This window comes from Streptomyces griseus, from assembly GCF_001715295.1.
GTDB lineage: Bacteria > Actinomycetota > Actinomycetes > Streptomycetales > Streptomycetaceae > Streptomyces > Streptomyces griseus_G.
In genome coordinates, this window is the sequence record NZ_MDKB01000002.1 from 1899800 (window position 1) to 1918623 (window position 18824).

The window sequence follows — 18824 nt, forward strand, 5'->3', positions numbered from 1 at the left end:
TGCGGTCAGATGGTGCCGAGCTTGATGATCGAGAGCAGCGCGATCAGCTGGATCGCGGAAGCGCCCAGCGCCTTCGGCCACGGCAGGTCGTGCGACTTGCTCACCATGGAGGTGAACAGCGCGCCGGCGGCCAGCCAGGTGACCCAGCCGAGAAGCTGGACGAGGGAGTTCTCGCCGCCCAGGAACAGGGCGAAGATCAGGCGGGGCGCGTCCGTGATCGACATGATCAGCATCGACAGGCCCACGGTCGGCTGCCAGGCCCCCGTGCCGCCGAGCTGGCGGGCCAGGGTGTGGGTGACGGCGCCGAGGACGAGGCCGCCGACGACGAAGCCGACGCCCGTGAAGATGACGTACGGGGCGGCCGTCGACACCTCCGCGTGGATCGCCTCGTCGCGGGCCTGGTCGAAGCCGAAGAGGGCGAGCAGCCCGTACACGAACGTGACGACGATCGCGGGGCCCCAGACGGGGTAGTCGCGCATCTGCCAGAACGTCGGCCCGGGGCGCAGCACCACACCGCTCAGCAGCTGCTTCCAGGGCAGCCGGGGGCCGGCGGGCTGGGCGGGGGGCTGGTCGGCCTGGTAGGTGTTCCCGTCGCCGTACGGGTCCTCGCCGATGCTGAACGCCTGGGTGTGACCCGGGGCGTTGGCGTACGGGTCCTGCTGCGGCGGCTGGTGGTAGGGGTCGCCGAAGTACTCCGGCTCGCCGTGTCCGCCGCCCTGTCCGCCGCCGCCGTGCCCGCCTCCGCCCGGGTGCCCGCCGCCCCCGTGCCCGCCGCCGTACGGGGTGCCCTGGGGGCCGCCGTGCGGTGCGCCGCCGCCCGAGGGGGGCCACGACTGGCGGCCGTACGGCGGCGGTGATGCCTGCGTGCCGTACGGCTGTTGCTGCTGCGGGTGTTGTTGCGGTGTGCGGTTGTCCCGGCCGCGTCCGATCCTGAATCCAGCCACGTGTCGAACGTACCTGGTCCGCGCGGGTGGGGGGTGGGGGCCGGGGGAACAGGGCGGCCATTGCGGCCTAGCTGTGACATCCCCTAGGGGGACCCTGGGGGGTCCGCCCACCCCCGGCGGTGGTCCTGACCCCCGGCCGCCGGGCCCGTTCCGCGTCGTACACGCGGAAGCGGCCGGTCCTGCCCCCGAGGCAGGTCCGGCCGCTTCCGTGCGGGTGGGAGGACTACTTGACGGGCTCGGGCTCCGGCACGTCCGCCGCCTCTGCCTCGCCCGAGGGGTCGGCGGGTGTCTTCACCGACTCCAGCAGCAGCTGGGAGACGTCGACGACCTGGACCGACTCCTTCGCCTGGCCGTCGTTCTTCTTGCCGTTGACCGAGTCGGTCAGCATGACGAGGCAGAACGGGCAGGCCGTGGAGACGATGTCGGGGTTGAGGGAGAGGGCTTCGTCGACGCGCTCGTTGTTGATGCGCTTGCCGATCCGCTCCTCCATCCACATCCGCGCGCCGCCGGCGCCGCAGCAGAAGCCGCGCTCCTTGTGGCGGTGCATCTCCTCGTTCCGCAGACCCGGCACCTTCGCGATGATCTCGCGCGGGGGCGTGTAGATCTTGTTGTGGCGGCCCAGGTAGCAGGGGTCGTGGTAGGTGATCAGACCCTCGACCGGTGTCACCGGGACCAGCTTGCCCTCGTCCACCAGGTGCTGGAGGAGCTGGGTGTGGTGGATGACCTCGTACTCGCCGCCGAGCTGCGGGTACTCGTTGGCGATCGTGTTGAAGCAGTGCGGGCAGGTGGCGACGATCTTCTTCGTCGACTTCGCCTTCTTCGTCGAGTCGTCCACGCGGCCGTCCTCGTCGAGGGACTCACCGAACGCCATGTTCAGCATCGCGACGTTCTCCTGGCCGAGCTGCTGGAACAGCGGCTCATTGCCCAGCCGACGGGCGGAGTCACCGGTGCACTTCTCGTCGCCGCCCATGATCGCGAACTTGACGCCCGCGATGTGCAGAAGCTCCGCGAAGGCCTTCGTCGTCTTCTTGGCCCGGTCCTCCAGGGCGCCCGCGCAGCCGACCCAGTACAGGTAGTCGACCTCGCCGAGGTCCTCGACGTCCTTGCCGACGATCGGGACCTCGAAGTCGACCTCCTTGGTCCACTCCACGCGCTGCTTCTTCGCGAGACCCCAGGGGTTGCCCTTCTTCTCCAGGTTCTTGAGCATCGTGCCCGCCTCGGACGGGAACGCGGACTCGATCATCACCTGGTAGCGGCGCATGTCGACGATGTGGTCGATGTGCTCGATGTCGACCGGGCACTGCTCCACACACGCACCGCAGGTGGTGCAGGACCACAGCACGTCAGGGTCGATGACCCCGTTCTCCTCGAGCGTGCCGACGAGGGGGCGCTCGGCCTCGGCCAGGGCGGCCGCGGGGACGCCCGCGAGCTGCTCGGCCGTGGCCTTCTCGTTGCCCTCCATGTCCTTGCCGCCGCCGGCCAGCAGGTACGGGGCCTTGGCGTGCGCGTGGTCGCGCAGGGACATGATCAGGAGCTTCGGCGAGAGGGGCTTGCCGGTGTTCCAGGCGGGGCACTGCGACTGGCAGCGGCCGCACTCGGTGCACGTGGAGAAGTCGAGGATGCCCTTCCAGGAGAACTGCTCGACCTGGGAGACGCCGAAGGTGTCGTCCTCGCCGGGGTCCTCCCAGTCGATCTCCTTGCCGCCCGAGGTCATCGGCTGGAGCGCGCCGAGCGCGACCGCGCCGTCGGCGTTCCGCTTGAACCAGATGTTCGGGAATCCGAGGAAGCGGTGCCAGGCGACACCCATGTTGGTGTTGAGCGAGACCGTGATCATCCAGATCAGCGAGACGCCGATCTTGATCATGGCGGTGAAGTAGATGAGGTTCTGCAGCGTCCCGAGCGCGAGGCCCTTGAAGGCGAGCACCAGGGGGTACGAGACGAAGTACGCGGCCTCGTAGCCCTCGACGTGGTGGATCGCGCCCTCGAGGCCGCGCAGGGTCAGGATGGCCAGGCCGATGGCCAGGATGACGTACTCGACGAAGTACGCCTGCCAGGCCTTGGAACCGGCGAAGCGGGACTTGCGCCCGGCGCGGGAGGGCAGGTTCAGCAGCCGGATGGCCATCAGCGTGACGATGCCGAGCACCGTCATGATGCCGATGAACTCGATGTACAGCTCGAACGGCAGCCAGCCGCCGACGATCGGGAGGACCCAGTCGGCCTGGAAGAGCTGTCCGTACGCCTGGAGCAGCGTCGGCGGCAGGGTCAGGAAGCCGATCGCGACGAACCAGTGTGCGAAGCCGACGATGCCCCATCGGTTCATCCGGGTGTGGCCGAGGAACTCCTTGACCAGGGTGATCGTGCGCTGCTTGGGGTCGTCGGTGCGGCTGCCTGCCGGGACCGGCTGTCCGAGGCGGACGAACCGGTAGATCTGCGCGACGGCTCGGGCGATGAGCGCAACGCCGACGACAGTCAGCACCAGCGACACGATGATCGCGGCGAGTTGCATGTGGGGCTCCTCGGGCCTGCGAGGGTGGGATCCAGCGGGACAAGCGATTACTAAGCAGTAACTTAATCAGTCTGTGCTGACACTATCCACTTATTCCGCCACGCTGTAGTTGGGCAGGCGGTGATCTGTGTCGCTCAGGCGGTCCTTTCCCTGCCGGGTCAGGGCGCGGAACTCCGTGCGCAGGTGGATCCGCACGGACCGCGCCATGATCGCCAGGTCCGGCCAGGTTCCATGATGCTCCGCGTAGTGCGCGTCGAGCAGGGCGGGTTCGTCCCAGGGCATACCGGAGCGCGCCTGGACCTGTGCCAGCCCGGTCAGGCCGGGTCTCAGCTCCCGGCGCCACCGGCCGGCCGCCGCCTCGAGAAGGGCCGGATCGTCCGGGGCCAGGGGCGGCGGGCCGACCAGCGAGAGCTGTCCGCGTACGACGTGGACGAGCCGTGACAGCAGGTCCAGACGGAATCTGCGGGTGCGCAGCGAACACAGCTCGAAGGGGTGGCCGCCGAGGCCGGTCCGGATCTCGCGCCGCAGGACGCCCCCGGGGTCGCGGGGGTGCCGTACGGCGAGGGCGAGGGCGGCGAGGGCGAGCGCCGGGGCGGCGAGGGCCAGGAGTGCCGAGCCGAGTACGAGGTCGAGGGACCGCTTGACGGTCACCGCCTCCAGGATCTCGGCGGCCCGGCCGAGAGTGCGGCCGGCCGCCCGGACGGCCGCCTGTGCGGCGGGATGCCGTCTCCTTCGTGGCGCAGTCTGTTTTGCGTTCCGCATGGGTGCCTGCCCGGGATCGGTGACGTGCCGTTATGACCGTCTCGCTGCATTTTGTGACAGAACGATCCCATGGTGCGAAGGTGGGTGGGGGGTGCGGGGCGCGCGGTGCGGCCGGTGTCGCGGCCGGAGGTCCGTCCCCGTCGCCGCCAGGCCTGCACCGTCGGGCCGTAAACCCGGAAAATGCCTGCTCATGGCGGGTGCGAGCACATAAGTTGAGCGTAAGTGGCTCAGGTCCTTTGACTCCGGGCCGGGTGTCGTGCATCCTTGAGTCAGATCCACTCAAGTAGTCAGTTGGAGGAATCGAAATGGCACGTGCGGTCGGCATCGACCTGGGCACGACTAACTCCGTCGTCAGCGTTCTCGAAGGCGGCGAGCCCACCGTCATCACCAACGCCGAAGGCGCCAGGACCACGCCGTCCGTCGTCGCCTTCGCGAAGAACGGCGAGGTGCTCGTCGGCGAGGTCGCCAAGCGTCAGGCGGTCACCAACGTCGACAGGACGATCCGTTCGGTCAAGCGCCACATGGGCACCGACTGGAAGATCGAGCTCGACGGCAAGAACTTCAACCCGCAGCAGATGAGCGCCTTCATCCTGCAGAAGCTGAAGCGCGACGCCGAGGCGTACCTGGGCGAGAAGGTCACCGACGCGGTGATCACCGTTCCGGCGTACTTCAACGACTCCGAGCGTCAGGCGACGAAGGAGGCCGGCGAGATCGCGGGCCTGAACGTCCTGCGCATCGTCAACGAGCCGACGGCCGCCGCGCTGGCGTACGGGCTCGACAAGGACGACCAGACGATCCTCGTCTTCGACCTCGGTGGCGGCACCTTCGACGTGTCCCTCCTGGAGATCGGCGACGGCGTCGTCGAGGTGAAGGCCACCAACGGTGACAACCACCTCGGTGGTGACGACTGGGACCAGCGGGTCGTCGACTACCTGGTGAAGCAGTTCGCCAACGGGCACGGCGTGGACCTGTCCAAGGACAAGATGGCTCTCCAGCGTCTCCGCGAGGCCGCGGAGAAGGCGAAGATCGAGCTCTCGTCCTCGACCGAGACCACGATCAACCTGCCCTACATCACGGCGTCGGCCGAGGGCCCGCTGCACCTGGACGAGAAGCTCACGCGCTCGCAGTTCCAGCAGCTCACCGCGGACCTCCTGGACCGCTGCAAGAACCCGTTCCACAACGTCATCAAGGACGCGGGCATCCAGCTCTCCGAGATCGACCACGTCGTTCTCGTCGGTGGCTCGACCCGTATGCCGGCCGTCGCCGAGCTCGTCAAGGAGCTCACGGGCGGCCAGGACGCCAACAAGGGTGTGAACCCGGACGAGGTCGTCGCCATCGGCGCCTCGCTCCAGGCCGGTGTCCTCAAGGGCGAGGTCAAGGACGTCCTGCTCCTCGACGTGACCCCGCTGTCCCTCGGTATCGAGACCAAGGGAGGGATCATGACCAAGCTCATCGAGCGCAACACCACGATCCCGACCAAGCGGTCCGAGATCTTCACGACGGCCGAGGACAACCAGCCGTCCGTGCAGATCCAGGTCTACCAGGGCGAGCGCGAGATCGCGGCGTACAACAAGAAGCTCGGGATGTTCGAGCTCACCGGCCTGCCGCCGGCCCCGCGGGGCGTGCCGCAGATCGAGGTCGCGTTCGACATCGACGCCAACGGCATCATGCACGTGGCCGCCAAGGACCTCGGCACCGGCAAGGAGCAGAAGATGACCGTCACCGGCGGCTCCTCGCTGCCGAAGGACGAGGTCAACCGGATGCGCGAAGAGGCCGAGCAGTACGCCGACGAGGACCACCGCCGTCGTGAGGCCGCGGAGTCCCGCAACCAGGGCGAGCAGCTCGTCTACCAGACGGAGAAGTTCCTCAAGGACAACGAGGACAAGGTCCCCGGTGACGTGAAGACGGAGGTGGAGACCGCGCTCACCGAGCTGAAGGAGAAGCTCAAGGGCGAGGACACCGCCGAGATCCGTACCGCCACCGAGAAGGTCGCGGCCGTCTCCCAGAAGCTGGGCCAGGCGATGTACGCCAACACCCAGACCGAGGGTGCGGCCCCGGGCGCCGGTGCGCCGGGTGACGGCCAGGCCAAGGCCGACGACGACGTCGTCGACGCCGAGATCGTGGACGACGAGAAGGACCAGAAGGGCGGTGCGGCGTGACCGAGGAGACTCCGGGCTTCGACGAGAAGCCTGACGTCCCCTCCGGCGCCAACTCCGACGACGCCGAACCGACGGCCGCCACCCCCTCCGAGGAGGAGGCGGCGGCCCCGGCCGGGGACGTACAGCAGACAGTGGCTCTGACAGCCCAGCTGGACCAGGTCCGCACCGCGCTCACCGAGCGCACGGGCGACCTGCAGCGGCTTCAGGCCGAGTACCAGAACTACCGTCGCCGTGTGGAGCGCGACCGGGTCCAGGTCAAGGAGGTCGCGGTCGCGGGCCTGCTGTCCGAGCTCCTGCCCGTGCTCGACGACGTCGGGCGCGCGCGGGACCACGGCGAGCTCGTCGGCGGCTTCAAGTCGGTGGCCGAATCCCTGGAGACGGTCGTCGCGAAGCTGGGACTCCAGCAGTTCGGCAAGGAGGGTGAGCCCTTCGACCCGACGATCCACGAGGCCCTGATGCACTCGTACGCGCCGGACGTCACGGAGACGACCTGCGTGGCGATCCTGCAGCCTGGGTACCGCATCGGGGAGCGCACGATCCGCCCCGCCCGGGTGGCCGTGGCCGAGCCGCAGCCGGGTGCCACGCCCGCGGCGGCCAAGGAAGAGAAGGCAGACGACGAGGAGAGCGGTGGCACCGAAGAGGTCTGACATCACGTCCGACCACTGCGGTGCACACCGACGGGGCGTGCGGCCGGCCGACTGGCCGGCCGCACGGCCGATCGTCCGGAAGGAGGGACGTCGATGAGCACGAAGGACTTCGTCGAGAAGGACTACTACAAGGTTCTCGGCGTCCCCAAGGACGCCACCGACGCCGAGGTCAAGAAGGCGTACCGGAAGCTCGCCCGCGAGTTCCACCCGGACGCCAACAAGGGCGACTCCAAGGCCGAGGAGCGCTTCAAGGAGATCTCCGAGGCGAACGACGTCCTCGGTGACCCCAAGAGGCGCAAGGAGTACGACGAGGCGCGCGCCCTCTTCGGCAACGGGGGCTTCCGGGCGGGTCCCGGTGGTGCGGGCGGCAACTTCAACTTCGACCTGGGCGACCTCTTCGGGGGAGCGCCCGGGGGTGGCGGTCAGGGCGGCGGCGCCGGTGGCTTCGGCGGCGGTGGTCTGGGTGACGTCTTCGGCGGACTCTTCAACCGGGGCGGTGCGGGCACCCGTGTCCAGCCCCGCCGCGGCCAGGACATCGAGTCCGAGGTGACGCTCAGCTTCACGGAGGCCGTCGACGGGGCCACGGTCCCGCTCCGGATGTCCAGCCAGGCCCCCTGCAAGGCCTGCTCGGGCACCGGTGACAAGAACGGCACACCGAGGGTCTGCCCGACCTGTGTCGGCACCGGGCAGGTGTCGCGCGGGACCGGCGGCGGATTCTCGCTCACGGACCCCTGCGTGGACTGCAAGGGCCGCGGGCTCATCGCCCAGGATCCCTGTGACGTCTGCAAGGGCAGCGGCCGGGCGAAGTCGGCGCGCACCATGCAGGTGCGGATCCCGGCGGGCGTCCTGGACGGGCAGCGGATCAGGCTGCGCGGCAAGGGCAGCCCCGGCGAGCGTGGCGGCCCGGCGGGTGACCTCTACGTCGTCGTCCACGTCGACGCCCACCCGGTCTTCGGCCGCAGGGGCGACAACCTCACGGTCACCGTGCCCGTCACCTTCGCGGAGGCGGCGCTCGGCGGTGAGGTGAAGGTCCCCACGCTCGGCGGACCGCCCGTCACCCTGAAACTCCCGCCCGGCACGCCGAACGGGCGTACGATGCGGGCCCGCGGCAAGGGTGCCGTGCGCAAGGACGGAACCAGGGGCGACCTGCTGGTCACCGTCGAGGTCGCCGTGCCCGGCGATCTCGGCGCGGAGGCTCAGGAGGCCCTGGAGGCCTACCGGAAGGCGACCGCGGGGGAGGACCCGCGGGCGGAGCTGTTCCAGGCTGCGAAGGGAGCTTGAGATGGACGGCCGTCGACGTAATCCGTACCAGCTGACGGACGAATCACCTGTCTACGTGATCTCGATCGCGGCCCAGCTCTCGGGCCTGCATCCGCAGACGCTGCGGCAGTACGACCGTCTCGGCCTGGTCTCGCCCGACCGTACGGCGGGACGCGGCCGGCGCTACTCCGCGCGGGACATCGAACTGCTGCGTACGGTGCAGCAGTTGTCGCAGGACGAGGGCATCAACCTCGCGGGTATCAAGCGCATCATCGAGCTGGAGAACCAGGTCGCCGCGCTCCAGCAGCGCGTCGCCGAGCTCTCGGCGGCCGTGGACGGCGCGGCCGTGGCCATGCAGCAGCGCGAGGCCCAGGTGCACGCCTCCTACCGGCGCGACCTCGTTCCGTACCAGGACGTGCAGCAGGCCGGTGCGCTGGTGGTCTGGCGGCCCAAGAGGCCGAAGGACTGAGACAGCCGTACAGGGCCCGCTCCCGGGGTTTCACGCCCGGGGGCGGGCCCTTGCGCGTGTGGGGCCCACGGGTGCGGCAGCGCGCCCCGTACGGCCCGGAGGACGGCCTCCGGGCCGTACGGGGCGCCCTGGGCCCCGGAGGCCTCGGGTCGGAGCCGTCGGATCAGGAGTCCTGGTCCAGGATCCCCGAGCGGGCGATCAGATAGCCGAGCTGGGCGCGGCTCGTGCTGCCCAGGGTGGCCGACAGCTTGGCCACGTGGGCCCGGCAGGTGCGGACGTTCATGCCGAGGCGACGTGCGATGGAGTCGTCCACGTGCCCCTCGACGAGGAGCTGGGCGATGGAGCGCTGAACACCGCTGATTCCCGCGGGAGTCGGCTCGTACTTGATCTCTTCGAGCAGGGGGGCCGCCCTGGTCCACAGCTGCTCGAAGACCTTGGCGAGGTACTCGACCAGCCCGGGGTGGCGTAGCTCCAGGGCGACCATGCGGTCGTCCTGGGCGGGTATGAAGGCGACGCTGCGGTCGAAGACGATCAGGCGTTCGATGAGTTCTTCGAGGGTGCGTATCTCCACGTGGTCGCCGGCCATGCGCTCGGCGTAGGCGAGCGTGCTCTGGCTGTGGCGCGCGGTGTGCTGGTAGAGGGTGCGTATCCGCACGCCGCGGTGCACGACCGACAGTCCGCGTTCGAGGGACTTGCTGAGGCTGTCCTCGGGCCTCCCGCCGCCCGGCTGGACCGTGAGGACCTCGGAGCGGCATTCGGCGGTCGCCAGGTCCAGGGACGCGTTGATCCGGTTGACGCCCTCGAGCACGGTGATGGCGTGCGTGGTGGACGGACCCTGGGCGCTGATGTCCATGAACGGCTCGAAACACTCGGCCAGCGCCAGGGAGTGCCGCCGCCGTTCCTGGATCTCGCGCTCGATGGGATGCATGTGCTGGGCCAGCACGGCCGACGGGGCGACCGGGCGCAGCCAGTCCGTGGCGTCCGGATCGGGATGCAGGAGGGCGAACTCGATCAGGCAGGGGGCGGGTTCGACCTCGGCGCGGGCGATCCGCCCGGTACGCAACGCGATGGCGTAAAGGCGAGCTCCGTCTTCACACAGATCGGCGATCCCATGAGGATGTACCGGTTTTGCGGTACTTGCGCTCATATCTCCACCCCCCAGCTTCCTGCTCTTACAGGAACATGATGCATCGACTCGGTGGTGTTCGAGTGCCCAGGTGAGACATCGTCTTCAGTGCGGGGGAGAAGAATCCACAAGTGAGGACGAAGCCGACTATGTACAAGCGAATGCTTCGCTCGGCGCTTGCCGCCTCGTTCGTCGCGGCCATGGGTTTCGGGCTGTCGAGCGCGGGCGACATCGGCTGGAGCAGCGAGGCGACTGCTGCGCCGGGTGACATCGGCTGGAACGTGCAGGCAGCCACGCCGAAGGACATCGGCTGGATCGCTCCCCAGGGCGACCGGGGGGACATCGGCTGGTCCGCCCAGGGCGACATCGGCTGGAACGCTGCTCCGGCCCGCACAGTCGCATGACCACCCCTCCGGACGACCGCACCTTCCGGCGGGAGATGGCTACGGCGTATCGGTCAGGGTGGCACTTCATCGATCTGCTCACGGCCCTCACCCGGCAGGGCGATTCGTTGATGGTCACCCTGTTCGGCGAGCCGATCGTCGTCGTGATGGAAACGGATGAGGACATCCGCGCCTATCGCTGCCTCCGCCGGCCGCGGGGAGCCCCGCAACCGGTCCGCTGTGCCGTGAGGTACGGCATGATTTTCGTCAATCTCGATCAGCGCGACCATGAGCTGTTCGAACAAGAAGCCATTTCCGCCACCCCCCGCAGCGCCTGAACGATTCCCCCGTCGTTCCATATCGTTCAGGCGCTTCCCCCACACAACGGCGCCATCGTGACCTGAACACGATGGCGCCGTTGTGCTGTCCGGAACCGTAAACCGGAACCCGGCGGGTAAGGGAAGGGAAAAGGAAAGGGAAAGAGCGACGGAGGGCGAAAGGCGCGCAAAGGCGGAGGGGAAAGGGTTCAGCCCCTTCCGAGCGCCCTGTCCACGGCGATCTCGATGACGACCCGGTTCGGGTTCGGCCTCGGCGTGCGCTCGTACCGCTCCGCGTAGCGGCGTACGGCGTCGTCCACCTCGCCGGGCTCCGTGCGGACCACCGCGCGGCCCTCCAGGGTCGCCCAGCGGCGCCCCTGCATCTGGCAGACGGCGACCCGTGCCCCCTCCGGGCCGGCGGCCAGGACGTGGGCGACCTTCCGGCTGTGTCCGTCGGTGATGACGCGCGCCGTGAGCGTCTCGGGGTCGTACGTCACGCCGACCGGCACCACGTGCGGGGTCCCGTCGGGCCGCGGCGTCGTCAGCGTGCATACGTGGCGCTCCCGCCAGAAGGCGAGGTACTCGGGTCCGGGGTTGCGTACGTCAGGCATGGGGTCAGCCTAGGGAGAGGAGGTGCGAAGGGCCACGGTGGAGGCGACGTTCAGGCTTGAGTGGAATAGACTCAACTTTCTACTCGTTGTGAGAGTCATAGCTGCCAGGCCGGAAACACCAGCACGAGGAGGAGACAGCGCCCGTGGACGCCGAGCTGACCAACAAGAGCCGGGACGCCCTCAACACGGCCACCAGCAGGGCCGTCAAGGACGGGCACCCCGATCTGACCCCCGCCCACCTGTTGCTCGCCCTGCTCGCCGGTGAGGACAACGCGAACATCACCGACCTGCTGGCGGCCGTCGAGGCCGACCAGGTGGCCGTGCGCGCGGAGACCGAACGGCTCCTCGGCGCCCTGCCGAGCGTCACCGGGTCGACCGTGGCGCCGCCGCAGCCAAGCCGTGAGCTGCTCGCCGTGCTCGCCGACGCGGACCAGCGGGCCAAGGAACTCGGGGACGACTACCTCTCCACCGAGCACCTGCTGATCGCCGTCGCCGCGAAGGGCGGCCGCGCGGGTGAGATCCTCGACGGACAGGGTGCCGGTGCCGAGGAGCTGCTGGACGCCTTCGAGAAGAGCAGGGGAGGGCGCCGGGTGACCACTCCCGACCCCGAGGGCCAGTACAAGGCCCTGGAGAAGTTCGGCACCGACTTCACGGCCGCCGCACGCGAGGGCAAGCTGGACCCGGTGATCGGCCGGGACCAGGAGATCCGCCGCGTCGTACAGGTGCTGTCGCGCCGGACGAAGAACAACCCGGTGCTCATCGGCGAGCCCGGCGTCGGCAAGACGGCCGTCGTCGAGGGTCTCGCCCAGCGCATCGTCAAGGGTGACGTCCCCGAGTCCCTGAGGAACAAGCGGCTCGTCTCCCTGGACCTCGGTGCGATGGTCGCGGGCGCCAAGTACCGCGGCGAGTTCGAGGAGCGCCTCAAGACCGTCCTCTCCGAGATCAAGGAGAGCGACGGCCAGATCATCACGTTCATCGACGAGCTGCACACCGTGGTCGGCGCGGGCGCCGGCGGTGACTCGGCGATGGACGCGGGCAACATGCTCAAGCCGATGCTGGCCCGCGGTGAGCTCCGCATGGTGGGCGCCACCACGCTGGACGAGTACCGCGAGCGCATCGAGAAGGACCCCGCCCTGGAGCGCCGGTTCCAGCAGGTCCTGGTCGCCGAACCGTCCGTCGAGGACACCATCGCGATCCTGCGCGGTCTCAAGGGCCGCTACGAGGCCCACCACAAGGTGCAGATCGCGGACTCCTCGCTGGTGGCCGCCGCGACCCTCTCCGACCGCTACATCACCTCCCGCTTCCTCCCCGACAAGGCGATCGACCTGGTCGACGAGGCGGCTTCCCGGCTCCGTATGGAGATCGACTCCTCGCCTCTGGAGATCGACGAGCTCCAGCGTGCCGTCGACCGCCTGCACATGGAGGAACTGGCTCTCAAGAACGAGTCCGACGAGGGCTCCAAGCAGCGCCTGGAGAAGATCCGCCGCGACCTCGCGGACAAGGAGGAGGAGCTTCGCGGCCTGACCGCCCGCTGGGAGAAGGAGAAGCGGGGCCTCAACCGCGTGGGTGAGCTCAAGGAACGTCTGGACGATCTGCGGGGTCAGGCCGAGCGCGCCCAGCGCGACGGCGACTTCGACACCGCCTCCAAGCTCCTGTACGGGGAGATCCCCGGTCTGGAGCGGGAGCTGGCCGAGGCGGCCGAGGCCGAGGCCGAGCAGGAGGCGGCCAAGGACACCATGGTCAAGGAGGAGGTCGGGCCGGACGACATCGCCGATGTCGTCGGTGCGTGGACCGGCATTCCGGCCGGCCGGCTCCTGGAGGGCGAGACCCAGAAGCTCCTGCGCATGGAGTCCGAGCTGGGCAGGCGGCTGATCGGCCAGACGGAGGCCGTGCGCTCCGTCTCGGACGCCGTACGCCGCACCCGCGCGGGGATCGCCGACCCGGACCGTCCCACCGGTTCGTTCCTCTTCCTCGGGCCGACCGGTGTCGGCAAGACCGAGCTGGCGAAGTCCCTGGCGGACTTCCTGTTCGACGACGAGCGGGCCATGGTCCGGATCGACATGAGCGAGTACGGGGAGAAGCACAGCGTCGCCCGGCTCGTCGGTGCTCCGCCCGGCTACGTCGGCTACGAGGAGGGCGGCCAGCTCACCGAGGCGGTGCGCCGCCGTCCGTACAGCGTCGTCCTGCTGGACGAGGTGGAGAAGGCCCACCCCGAGGTCTTCGACGTCCTGCTCCAGGTGCTGGACGACGGCCGCCTGACCGACGGGCAGGGCAGGACGGTGGACTTCCGCAACACCATCCTGATCCTGACCTCGAACCTGGGCAGCCAGTTCCTCGTCGACCCGCTCACCGAGCCCGAGGTGAAGAAGCAGCAGGTCCTGGACGTCGTCCGGGCCTCGTTCAAGCCGGAGTTCCTCAACCGGCTCGACGACCTGGTCGTCTTCTCCGCCCTGTCCGGTGACGAGCTGGCCCACATCGCGGGCCTCCAGGTCCGCCGCCTCGCAGACCGGCTGGCCGACCGCAGGATCACCCTCGACGTCACCCCCGACGCCCTGGCCTGGCTTGCCGTGGAGGGCAACGACCCGGCGTACGGCGCCCGGCCGCTGCGCCGGCTGATCCAGACCGCGATCGGCGACCGGCTCGCGAAGGAGATCCTCGCGGGCGAGGTCAAGGACGGTGACACGGTCCGGGTGGACCGGGCCGGAGCCGGGCTGACCGTGGGAACCGCGCCGGCGGCGAAGGTCCTCTGAGGACGCACCGGGAGCGTGGCAGCGGTGGAGGTTCGCGGGACAGCCGTTAGCCCCCTGTCCCCCGGCCGGACGTGCCTGTTCCGGCCGGGGGACACGTGTGTGTGCGCCCCGCCCGCAATCATGGGTGCATATAGCACGTACCGCCCTGGCGGGCCGCCCTTGAAATCGAGCCGAAAACTCCCGTCCGGTGGCCGGATCGAAGGCGGGTGTATGCGGGAGGATAGGCCACCCTTTGTATTTCGACCATACATATTCCCTCCTTGCTCGGAGCCCGATCGGTTGGTGCGCGGGCGATCGGACCCCACTCGATATCAGGACACTCCGGACTCTTTTTCTTTATTGCGGGTGCGGCGGTCCTGAATTCGGAAACGGGTAAGGTACGGGCATGATGGAGCGGATACCGGGCGAGACGGGTGCGGAGTCGAAGGATTGCAGAAGTGACAGTCTGATTCGCCGAAGCGAATTCCGTGCGCTGTGGGCGGCTTTCGCGCAGTCGGTCCTGGGGGACCAGCTGGCGCGGGTGGCGCTCTCCCTGCTGGTCTTCGAACGCACCGACTCGGCGGGCTGGACCGCGGCGACCTACGCCCTGACGAGCCTGCCCGCCCTGCTGTCCGGAGTGCTCCTGACCGGGCTGGCGGACCGTTTCCCCCGCCGCACCGTCATGATCGGCTGCGACCTGGTCCGTGCCGTACTCGTCGGGCTGATGGCCCTGCCCGGCACGCCGCTGCCGCTGCTGGCCGCCCTGCTGGTGCTGGCGCAGCTCGCCGAGGCCCCGTTCGGCGCCTCGCAGGGGGCCCTGATGCCCGCCGTGCTCGGCACCCGCCTGTACGAGCGGGGGCAGCGGGTCATGCTCATCACCCACCAGGCCGGGCAACTGGTCGGCTTCGCCGCCGGCGGGGTCCTCGTGGTGTGGCTGGGCAGCCATGTCGCCCTGGGACTGAACGCGCTCACGTTCCTGATCTCCGCCCTCCTGATCCGGGTGGGTGTGCGGGCGCGGCCCGTGGACGAGAGCGCCGACGCGCGGCCCAGGCGGATGAGCTCGCAGGTCGGCAGCGCGGCCGCGCTGATCTGGTCGGACCCCCGGCTGCGCTCCCTCGTCGCACTCGGCTGGCTGGCGGGGTTCATCGTGCTCCCCGAGGGCCTGGCCGCCCCCTTCGCGGAGGAGGCCGGCGGGAGCGCCGCGTCGGTGGGGCTCCTGCTGGCCGCGCATCCCGCGGGCATGGTCGTCGGCGCCGCCCTCCTGGGGCGGGCGGGCGTCGGCGCGGAACGGCGCAGACAGCTGCTCGGGCCGCTCGCGGTGGGCTCGAACGTCCCGCTGCTCGTCTACTGGGCGGATCCCGCCGTGGGGCCGGCCCTCCTGGTGCTGCTGGTGTCGGGTATCTGTTCCGCGTACCAGATCACCGCCGGAGCCACCTTCGTCCTGCTCACCCCGGCCGGCCAGCGCGGTCAGGCCCTGGGGCTGGCCCGGTCGGGACTGACCGCCATGCAGGGGATCGGTGTCGCGGCGGGGGGCCTGGCGGCGGAGCTGTCCGGGTCCTCGGCCCGGACGATCGGCGGGGCGGGCCTCGTCGGGACGATGTGCGCGATCGCCGTCGCGGTTTCCTGGGCGCGGGCCCGGGAGACGAGCGCGGGGACGATTCCCCTGAGCGCGTAGGACTACCGGCCGCGAGGGCGGCTAGGGTCGACGGAAGGAAACCACGAGCGATCCACAGGAGTACCCAGCGATGTCTATCGACCCGTCCTCGATCCCCAACTTCGGGGGCCAGCCCGAGCCGCAGACGACAGGACCCGAGGGCCCCGTGGTCCCGGACCAGGACCTCGTCAAGCAGCTCCTCGAGCAGATGGAGCTGAAGTACGTCGTCGACGACGAGGGCGACCTCGCCGCGCCGTGGGAAGAGTTCCGCACGTACTTCATGTTCCGCGGCGAGGAGGAGCAGCAGGTCTTCTCGGTGCGTACGTTCTACGACCGCCCGCACGCCCTGGACCGGCGTCCCGCGCTCCTCGACGCGATCGACGACTGGAACCGCCGCACGCTGTGGCCCAAGGTCTACACCCACTCCCACGAGGGCGAGGAGGGCGCGGCCGCCTCCGTCCGGCTGATCGGTGAGGCGCAGATGCTCATCGGTACCGGCGTCAGCCTGGAGCACTTCGTCTCCTCGACGGTCAGCTGGGTCCGGGCCTCCATCGAGTTCGACAAGTGGCTCGTGGAGCGCCTCGGCCTGGAGTCCGGCGAGAAGAAGACCGAGGGCGAGGGTACCGAGCAGTCCCCCGAGGGCTGACCCGGGAGCTGCACGCCCGGCCCGGCACGTACCGAGGGCCCGGTCCGGGGCGGTGGTCACGGCGACCGCCGCCCGGGCCGGGCCTTCGCGCGTGCCGCGCGGGTCAGTGCGCGGAGAGGCTCTTCAGCCGGCTGACCGCCTCGGCGAGTACGTCCGTGCGCTTGCAGAACGCGAAGCGGACGAACGGCGCGCCCTGGTCCCGGTGGTCGTAGAACACCGCGTTGGGAATGGCCACCACCCCGCACCGCCCGGGCAGTTCGCGGCAGAAGGCGAAGCCGTCGCGTCCGCCGCCGAGCGGACGGATGTCGGTGGTGACGAAGTAGGTGCCCGCCGGCCGGAAGACCCCGAAGCCGGCCTCGGCGAGGCCGCTGCTCAGCAGGTCGCGCTTGGTGCGCAGATCGGCACGCAGGTCGTCGAAGTAGCCGTCCGGCAGCCGTAGGGCCTCGGCGACGGCGTACTGGAGGGGCCCGCCGGAGACGTAGGTCAGGAACTGCTTGACGGAGCGCACGGCGGCGACCAGGTCCTGGCTCGCGGTGATCCAGCCCACCTTCCAGCCGGTGAAGGAGAACGTCTTGCCGGCACTGCTCACCGTGACGGTGCGCTCCCGCATGCCCGGGAAGGACGCCAGGGGGATGTGCTCGCCCTCGAAGACCAGGTGCTCGTACACCTCGTCGGTGACGACGAGGAGGTCGCGCTCGCAGGCGAGCGCGGCGACGGCTGCCAGCTCGGCCCGGGTCAGGACGGTGCCCGTGGGGTTGTGCGGGGTGTTGAGCAGGATCAGCCGGGTCCGCGGGGTGACGGCGGCGCGGAGCTCGTCGAGGTCGAGCGCGTAGCCGTCCTCGTGCGGGCGCAGCGTGACGGGGACCCTGCTCCCGCCCGCCATGGCGATGCAGGCGGCGTACGAGTCGTAGTAGGGCTCGAGGGCGATGACCTCGTCTCCGGGCTCCAGGAGCGCCAGCAGGGCTGCGGCGACGGCCTCGGTGGCGCCCGTGGTGACCAGGACCTCCGTGTCGGGGTCGTACGTCAGGCCGTACCACCGCTGCTGGTGCTCCGCGATCGCGGTGCGCAGCTCGGGGACGCCGGAGCCCGGGGGGTACTGGTTCCCGTGCCCGGCACGCAGGGCGCGGACCGCGGCCTCGCGGACCTCCTCGGGGCCGTCGGTGTCGGGGAAGCCCTGCCCGAGGTTGATCGAGCCGGTCCGTGCGGCCAGTGCCGACATCTCCGCGAAGATCGTCGTACCGAACGCGGCGAGGCGGCGGTTGAGCAGCGGTCGTCCCTGCGGTCCCTGTGTCATGGACGCCATCCTGTGCCGAAGCTCTGGAGTTGCTCAAGTCCGCTTTGGCGCCCTCGGGGCATGGGAATCTCCCGGTCAGTCGAGAAGCGGGACCTCGCTTCGGGGGAAGAGAAGGACGTGAGGTCGATGGCCTTGTTCATCGTGGTGGCCGTGGTGGTGGTCGTGGTCGTGGGACTGGTCGCGCTCGTCGCGGGCGCCGGACGCAGAGGGGACCCGCTGGCGGGCCGCACCAGGCGCGGCGGCCGTCGCGGGTCGGGCGGGGACGGTGGCGGAGGCTCCGACGGGGGCAGCTGGTGGAGCGGTGACAGCGACGCCGGTCACTCCGGGGGCCACTCGTGCGGGGGCGGTGGCCACTCGTGCGGCGGCGGGGGCGGCTGTGGCGGCGGGGGCGACTGAACCGCGCCTTCCGTTCCTGCCCGCACTCCCGGGTGTTTGTCAGGTGCCCGACGGGACGAACTCCCGTCGGGCATCTCTTTGTTGGGGCGCGCGGGGAACAACTGAACCGTGCTGCCCCCTGAGGGATGGAAACCACGTCAAGTTGGGTAAAACCACTGCGGGTATGGGTACTTCATGATTCCCTCGTCGGAGAGAACATTCAGCCCTCGGACCCCAGTTGGGCCGGATCGGGCGTTCCCCTCCCCCACGTGCACCGCACCACCGCACCGGGGGCGCCTCCTGTCCACGTGTCCATGTGTGTTTGCGGAGCCGACCCATGCTCACGACCCTCCAGACCGCCTATTCCGATACCCGAGCCGCCGATCTGGCCTGGACGCTGGGGTGCGAGCCGCTGCCCGCCCTCGCCGTGCTCGACCTGCGGCTCGCCGGCGCCGAACTGCAGCTCAGGCTGCTCGGCGCCTCCCACCAGGTGCTGCTGGAGGAGGAGCGCGGTACGTGCTCCGAGACCGTCGCCTGCATGCCCGGCAGCAGCACACCCCTGCCCCTGGGTGTCGCCGAGCGGCTGGGCGACTGGGAGTACGAGTTCGCGGCCCGCGTCGAGACGCTCTCCGAGGGCTCGTTCGCCGGGCGCGCGCAGGAACTGCTCGCCCTGGTGGCCGACCACCCGCACGGCCTCGCCGGCACCTTCCCCGGCAGCCCCTACGCCTTCACGGCGATGCTGGCGCAGTGCACGGAGGGCCAGGTGCGCTGGCGTACGTGGCACGCGTACCCGCAGGAGGGGCAGCTGGTGGTCACCCGCACCCGGGTGGGCGTACGCGCGGCGGCGCCGGTGTCATGAGCGCGCAAGGGCGGCGGTGCGTGGGGGATCATGCGCGAGCGGCCGTACTTGCACCCGTGTGGGTGACAAAGCGCGACCTTTCC

General features: G+C 70.0%; 17 protein-coding genes. 11 read left to right on the forward strand and 6 right to left on the reverse strand.

Annotated features, from left to right (window positions below; all coding sequences use genetic code 11):
* Positions 1-5: 5 nt before the first annotated feature.
* The 3 genes from BA175_RS15110 to BA175_RS15120 form a co-directional block, all read right to left on the reverse strand.
* Positions 6-944 carry a Yip1 family protein gene (locus BA175_RS15110; protein ID WP_069171787.1) on the reverse strand — a complete coding sequence of 313 codons (939 nt, stop codon included), beginning with the start codon at positions 942-944 and terminating at the stop codon, positions 6-8.
* A gap of 223 nt (positions 945-1167) precedes the next feature.
* Entirely contained in the window at positions 1168-3450 is a 2283-nt protein-coding gene (locus BA175_RS15115) for a (Fe-S)-binding protein (RefSeq protein ID WP_069171788.1), read from the reverse strand.
* Between the two features lie 90 nt (positions 3451-3540).
* Positions 3541-4212, reverse strand: a complete 672-nt coding sequence (locus BA175_RS15120; protein ID WP_069171789.1) for a sugar transferase — start codon at positions 4210-4212, stop codon at positions 3541-3543.
* A 305-nt stretch (positions 4213-4517) separates the two neighbouring features.
* Here BA175_RS15120 and dnaK point away from each other — a divergent pair, with 305 nt between their 5' ends.
* From dnaK to BA175_RS15140, 4 genes are all read left to right on the forward strand, one after another.
* Entirely contained in the window at positions 4518-6371 is a 1854-nt protein-coding gene (gene dnaK / locus BA175_RS15125) for a molecular chaperone DnaK (protein ID WP_069171790.1), read from the forward strand.
* Positions 6368-7018, forward strand: a complete 651-nt coding sequence (gene grpE / locus BA175_RS15130; protein WP_069171791.1) for a nucleotide exchange factor GrpE — start codon at positions 6368-6370, stop codon at positions 7016-7018. The genes dnaK and grpE overlap by 4 nt, the downstream gene beginning before the upstream one ends.
* A gap of 93 nt (positions 7019-7111) precedes the next feature.
* Positions 7112-8299, forward strand: a complete 1188-nt coding sequence (gene dnaJ, locus BA175_RS15135) for a molecular chaperone DnaJ (RefSeq protein ID WP_069171792.1) — start codon at positions 7112-7114, stop codon at positions 8297-8299.
* A gap of 1 nt (position 8300) precedes the next feature.
* Entirely contained in the window at positions 8301-8747 is a 447-nt protein-coding gene (locus tag BA175_RS15140; RefSeq protein WP_033296623.1) for a heat shock protein transcriptional repressor HspR, read from the forward strand.
* Positions 8748-8910: 163 nt separating this feature from the next.
* Here the strand turns inward: BA175_RS15140 and BA175_RS15145 are convergent, their stop codons facing one another.
* On the reverse strand, positions 8911-9894 hold the full coding sequence (locus BA175_RS15145; protein WP_175420827.1) for a helix-turn-helix transcriptional regulator: 984 nt from the start codon (positions 9892-9894) through the stop codon (positions 8911-8913).
* A gap of 128 nt (positions 9895-10022) precedes the next feature.
* Here BA175_RS15145 and BA175_RS15150 point away from each other — a divergent pair, with 128 nt between their 5' ends.
* Together BA175_RS15150 and BA175_RS15155 are read left to right on the forward strand one after the other, a co-directional pair.
* Positions 10023-10277 (forward strand): 5'-nucleotidase, encoded by a 255-nt coding sequence (locus tag BA175_RS15150; protein WP_107407565.1) that lies wholly within the window; start codon positions 10023-10025, stop codon positions 10275-10277.
* On the forward strand, positions 10274-10594 hold the full coding sequence (locus BA175_RS15155) for a (2Fe-2S)-binding protein (protein ID WP_069171793.1): 321 nt from the start codon (positions 10274-10276) through the stop codon (positions 10592-10594). Before BA175_RS15150 ends, BA175_RS15155 begins: the two co-directional genes overlap by 4 nt.
* Positions 10595-10782: 188 nt before the next feature.
* Here BA175_RS15155 and BA175_RS15160 read toward each other — a convergent pair whose 3' ends face one another.
* Positions 10783-11184 carry a pyridoxamine 5'-phosphate oxidase family protein gene (locus BA175_RS15160; RefSeq protein WP_069171794.1) on the reverse strand — a complete coding sequence of 134 codons (402 nt, stop codon included), beginning with the start codon at positions 11182-11184 and terminating at the stop codon, positions 10783-10785.
* Between the two features lie 143 nt (positions 11185-11327).
* Here BA175_RS15160 and clpB point away from each other — a divergent pair, with 143 nt between their 5' ends.
* The 3 genes from clpB to BA175_RS15175 all read left to right on the forward strand — a co-directional run bounded on the left by clpB (position 11328) and on the right by BA175_RS15175 (position 16213).
* Positions 11328-13934, forward strand: coding sequence for an ATP-dependent chaperone ClpB (clpB, locus tag BA175_RS15165; protein ID WP_069171795.1), 2607 nt, complete (start codon positions 11328-11330; stop codon positions 13932-13934).
* Between the two features lie 385 nt (positions 13935-14319).
* Positions 14320-15588, forward strand: a complete 1269-nt coding sequence (locus tag BA175_RS15170; protein WP_069171796.1) for an MFS transporter — start codon at positions 14320-14322, stop codon at positions 15586-15588.
* 70 nt (positions 15589-15658) lie between these two features.
* Positions 15659-16213 carry a YbjN domain-containing protein gene (locus tag BA175_RS15175; RefSeq protein ID WP_069171797.1) on the forward strand — a complete coding sequence of 185 codons (555 nt, stop codon included), beginning with the start codon at positions 15659-15661 and terminating at the stop codon, positions 16211-16213.
* Between the two features lie 103 nt (positions 16214-16316).
* Here BA175_RS15175 and BA175_RS15180 read toward each other — a convergent pair whose 3' ends face one another.
* Positions 16317-17507, reverse strand: a complete 1191-nt coding sequence (locus BA175_RS15180; RefSeq protein WP_069171798.1) for a pyridoxal phosphate-dependent aminotransferase — start codon at positions 17505-17507, stop codon at positions 16317-16319.
* A 126-nt stretch (positions 17508-17633) separates the two neighbouring features.
* Between BA175_RS15180 and BA175_RS32125 the strand changes: the two genes are divergently transcribed.
* Together BA175_RS32125 and BA175_RS15190 are read left to right on the forward strand one after the other, a co-directional pair.
* Positions 17634-17903 carry a hypothetical protein gene (locus tag BA175_RS32125; RefSeq protein ID WP_069172128.1) on the forward strand — a complete coding sequence of 90 codons (270 nt, stop codon included), beginning with the start codon at positions 17634-17636 and terminating at the stop codon, positions 17901-17903.
* Positions 17904-18219: 316 nt separating this feature from the next.
* Positions 18220-18741, forward strand: coding sequence for a DUF2617 family protein (locus BA175_RS15190; RefSeq protein WP_069171799.1), 522 nt, complete (start codon positions 18220-18222; stop codon positions 18739-18741).
* The last annotated feature ends 83 nt before the right edge of the window (positions 18742-18824 follow it).

What these genes read in the sequence shown, in the direction of transcription:
- BA175_RS15155 (WP_069171793.1), top strand. Translation starts at nt 10,274, where the DNA reads ATGACCACCCCTCCGGACGACCGCACCTTCCGGCGGGAGATGGCTACG.
- BA175_RS15150 (WP_107407565.1), top strand. Translation starts at nt 10,023, where the DNA reads ATGTACAAGCGAATGCTTCGCTCGGCGCTTGCCGCCTCGTTCGTCGCG.
- BA175_RS15170 (WP_069171796.1), top strand. Translation starts at nt 14,320, where the DNA reads ATGATGGAGCGGATACCGGGCGAGACGGGTGCGGAGTCGAAGGATTGC.
- BA175_RS15180 (WP_069171798.1), bottom strand. Translation starts at nt 17,507, where the DNA reads ATGACACAGGGACCGCAGGGACGACCGCTGCTCAACCGCCGCCTCGCC.
- BA175_RS15115 (WP_069171788.1), bottom strand. Translation starts at nt 3,450, where the DNA reads ATGCAACTCGCCGCGATCATCGTGTCGCTGGTGCTGACTGTCGTCGGC.
- dnaJ (WP_069171792.1), top strand. Translation starts at nt 7,112, where the DNA reads ATGAGCACGAAGGACTTCGTCGAGAAGGACTACTACAAGGTTCTCGGC.
- BA175_RS15140 (WP_033296623.1), top strand. Translation starts at nt 8,301, where the DNA reads ATGGACGGCCGTCGACGTAATCCGTACCAGCTGACGGACGAATCACCT.
- BA175_RS15175 (WP_069171797.1), top strand. Translation starts at nt 15,659, where the DNA reads ATGTCTATCGACCCGTCCTCGATCCCCAACTTCGGGGGCCAGCCCGAG.
- BA175_RS15145 (WP_175420827.1), bottom strand. Translation starts at nt 9,894, where the DNA reads ATGAGCGCAAGTACCGCAAAACCGGTACATCCTCATGGGATCGCCGAT.
- BA175_RS32125 (WP_069172128.1), top strand. Translation starts at nt 17,634, where the DNA reads ATGGCCTTGTTCATCGTGGTGGCCGTGGTGGTGGTCGTGGTCGTGGGA.
- BA175_RS15160 (WP_069171794.1), bottom strand. Translation starts at nt 11,184, where the DNA reads ATGCCTGACGTACGCAACCCCGGACCCGAGTACCTCGCCTTCTGGCGG.
- BA175_RS15120 (WP_069171789.1), bottom strand. Translation starts at nt 4,212, where the DNA reads ATGCGGAACGCAAAACAGACTGCGCCACGAAGGAGACGGCATCCCGCC.
- dnaK (WP_069171790.1), top strand. Translation starts at nt 4,518, where the DNA reads ATGGCACGTGCGGTCGGCATCGACCTGGGCACGACTAACTCCGTCGTC.
- BA175_RS15190 (WP_069171799.1), top strand. Translation starts at nt 18,220, where the DNA reads ATGCTCACGACCCTCCAGACCGCCTATTCCGATACCCGAGCCGCCGAT.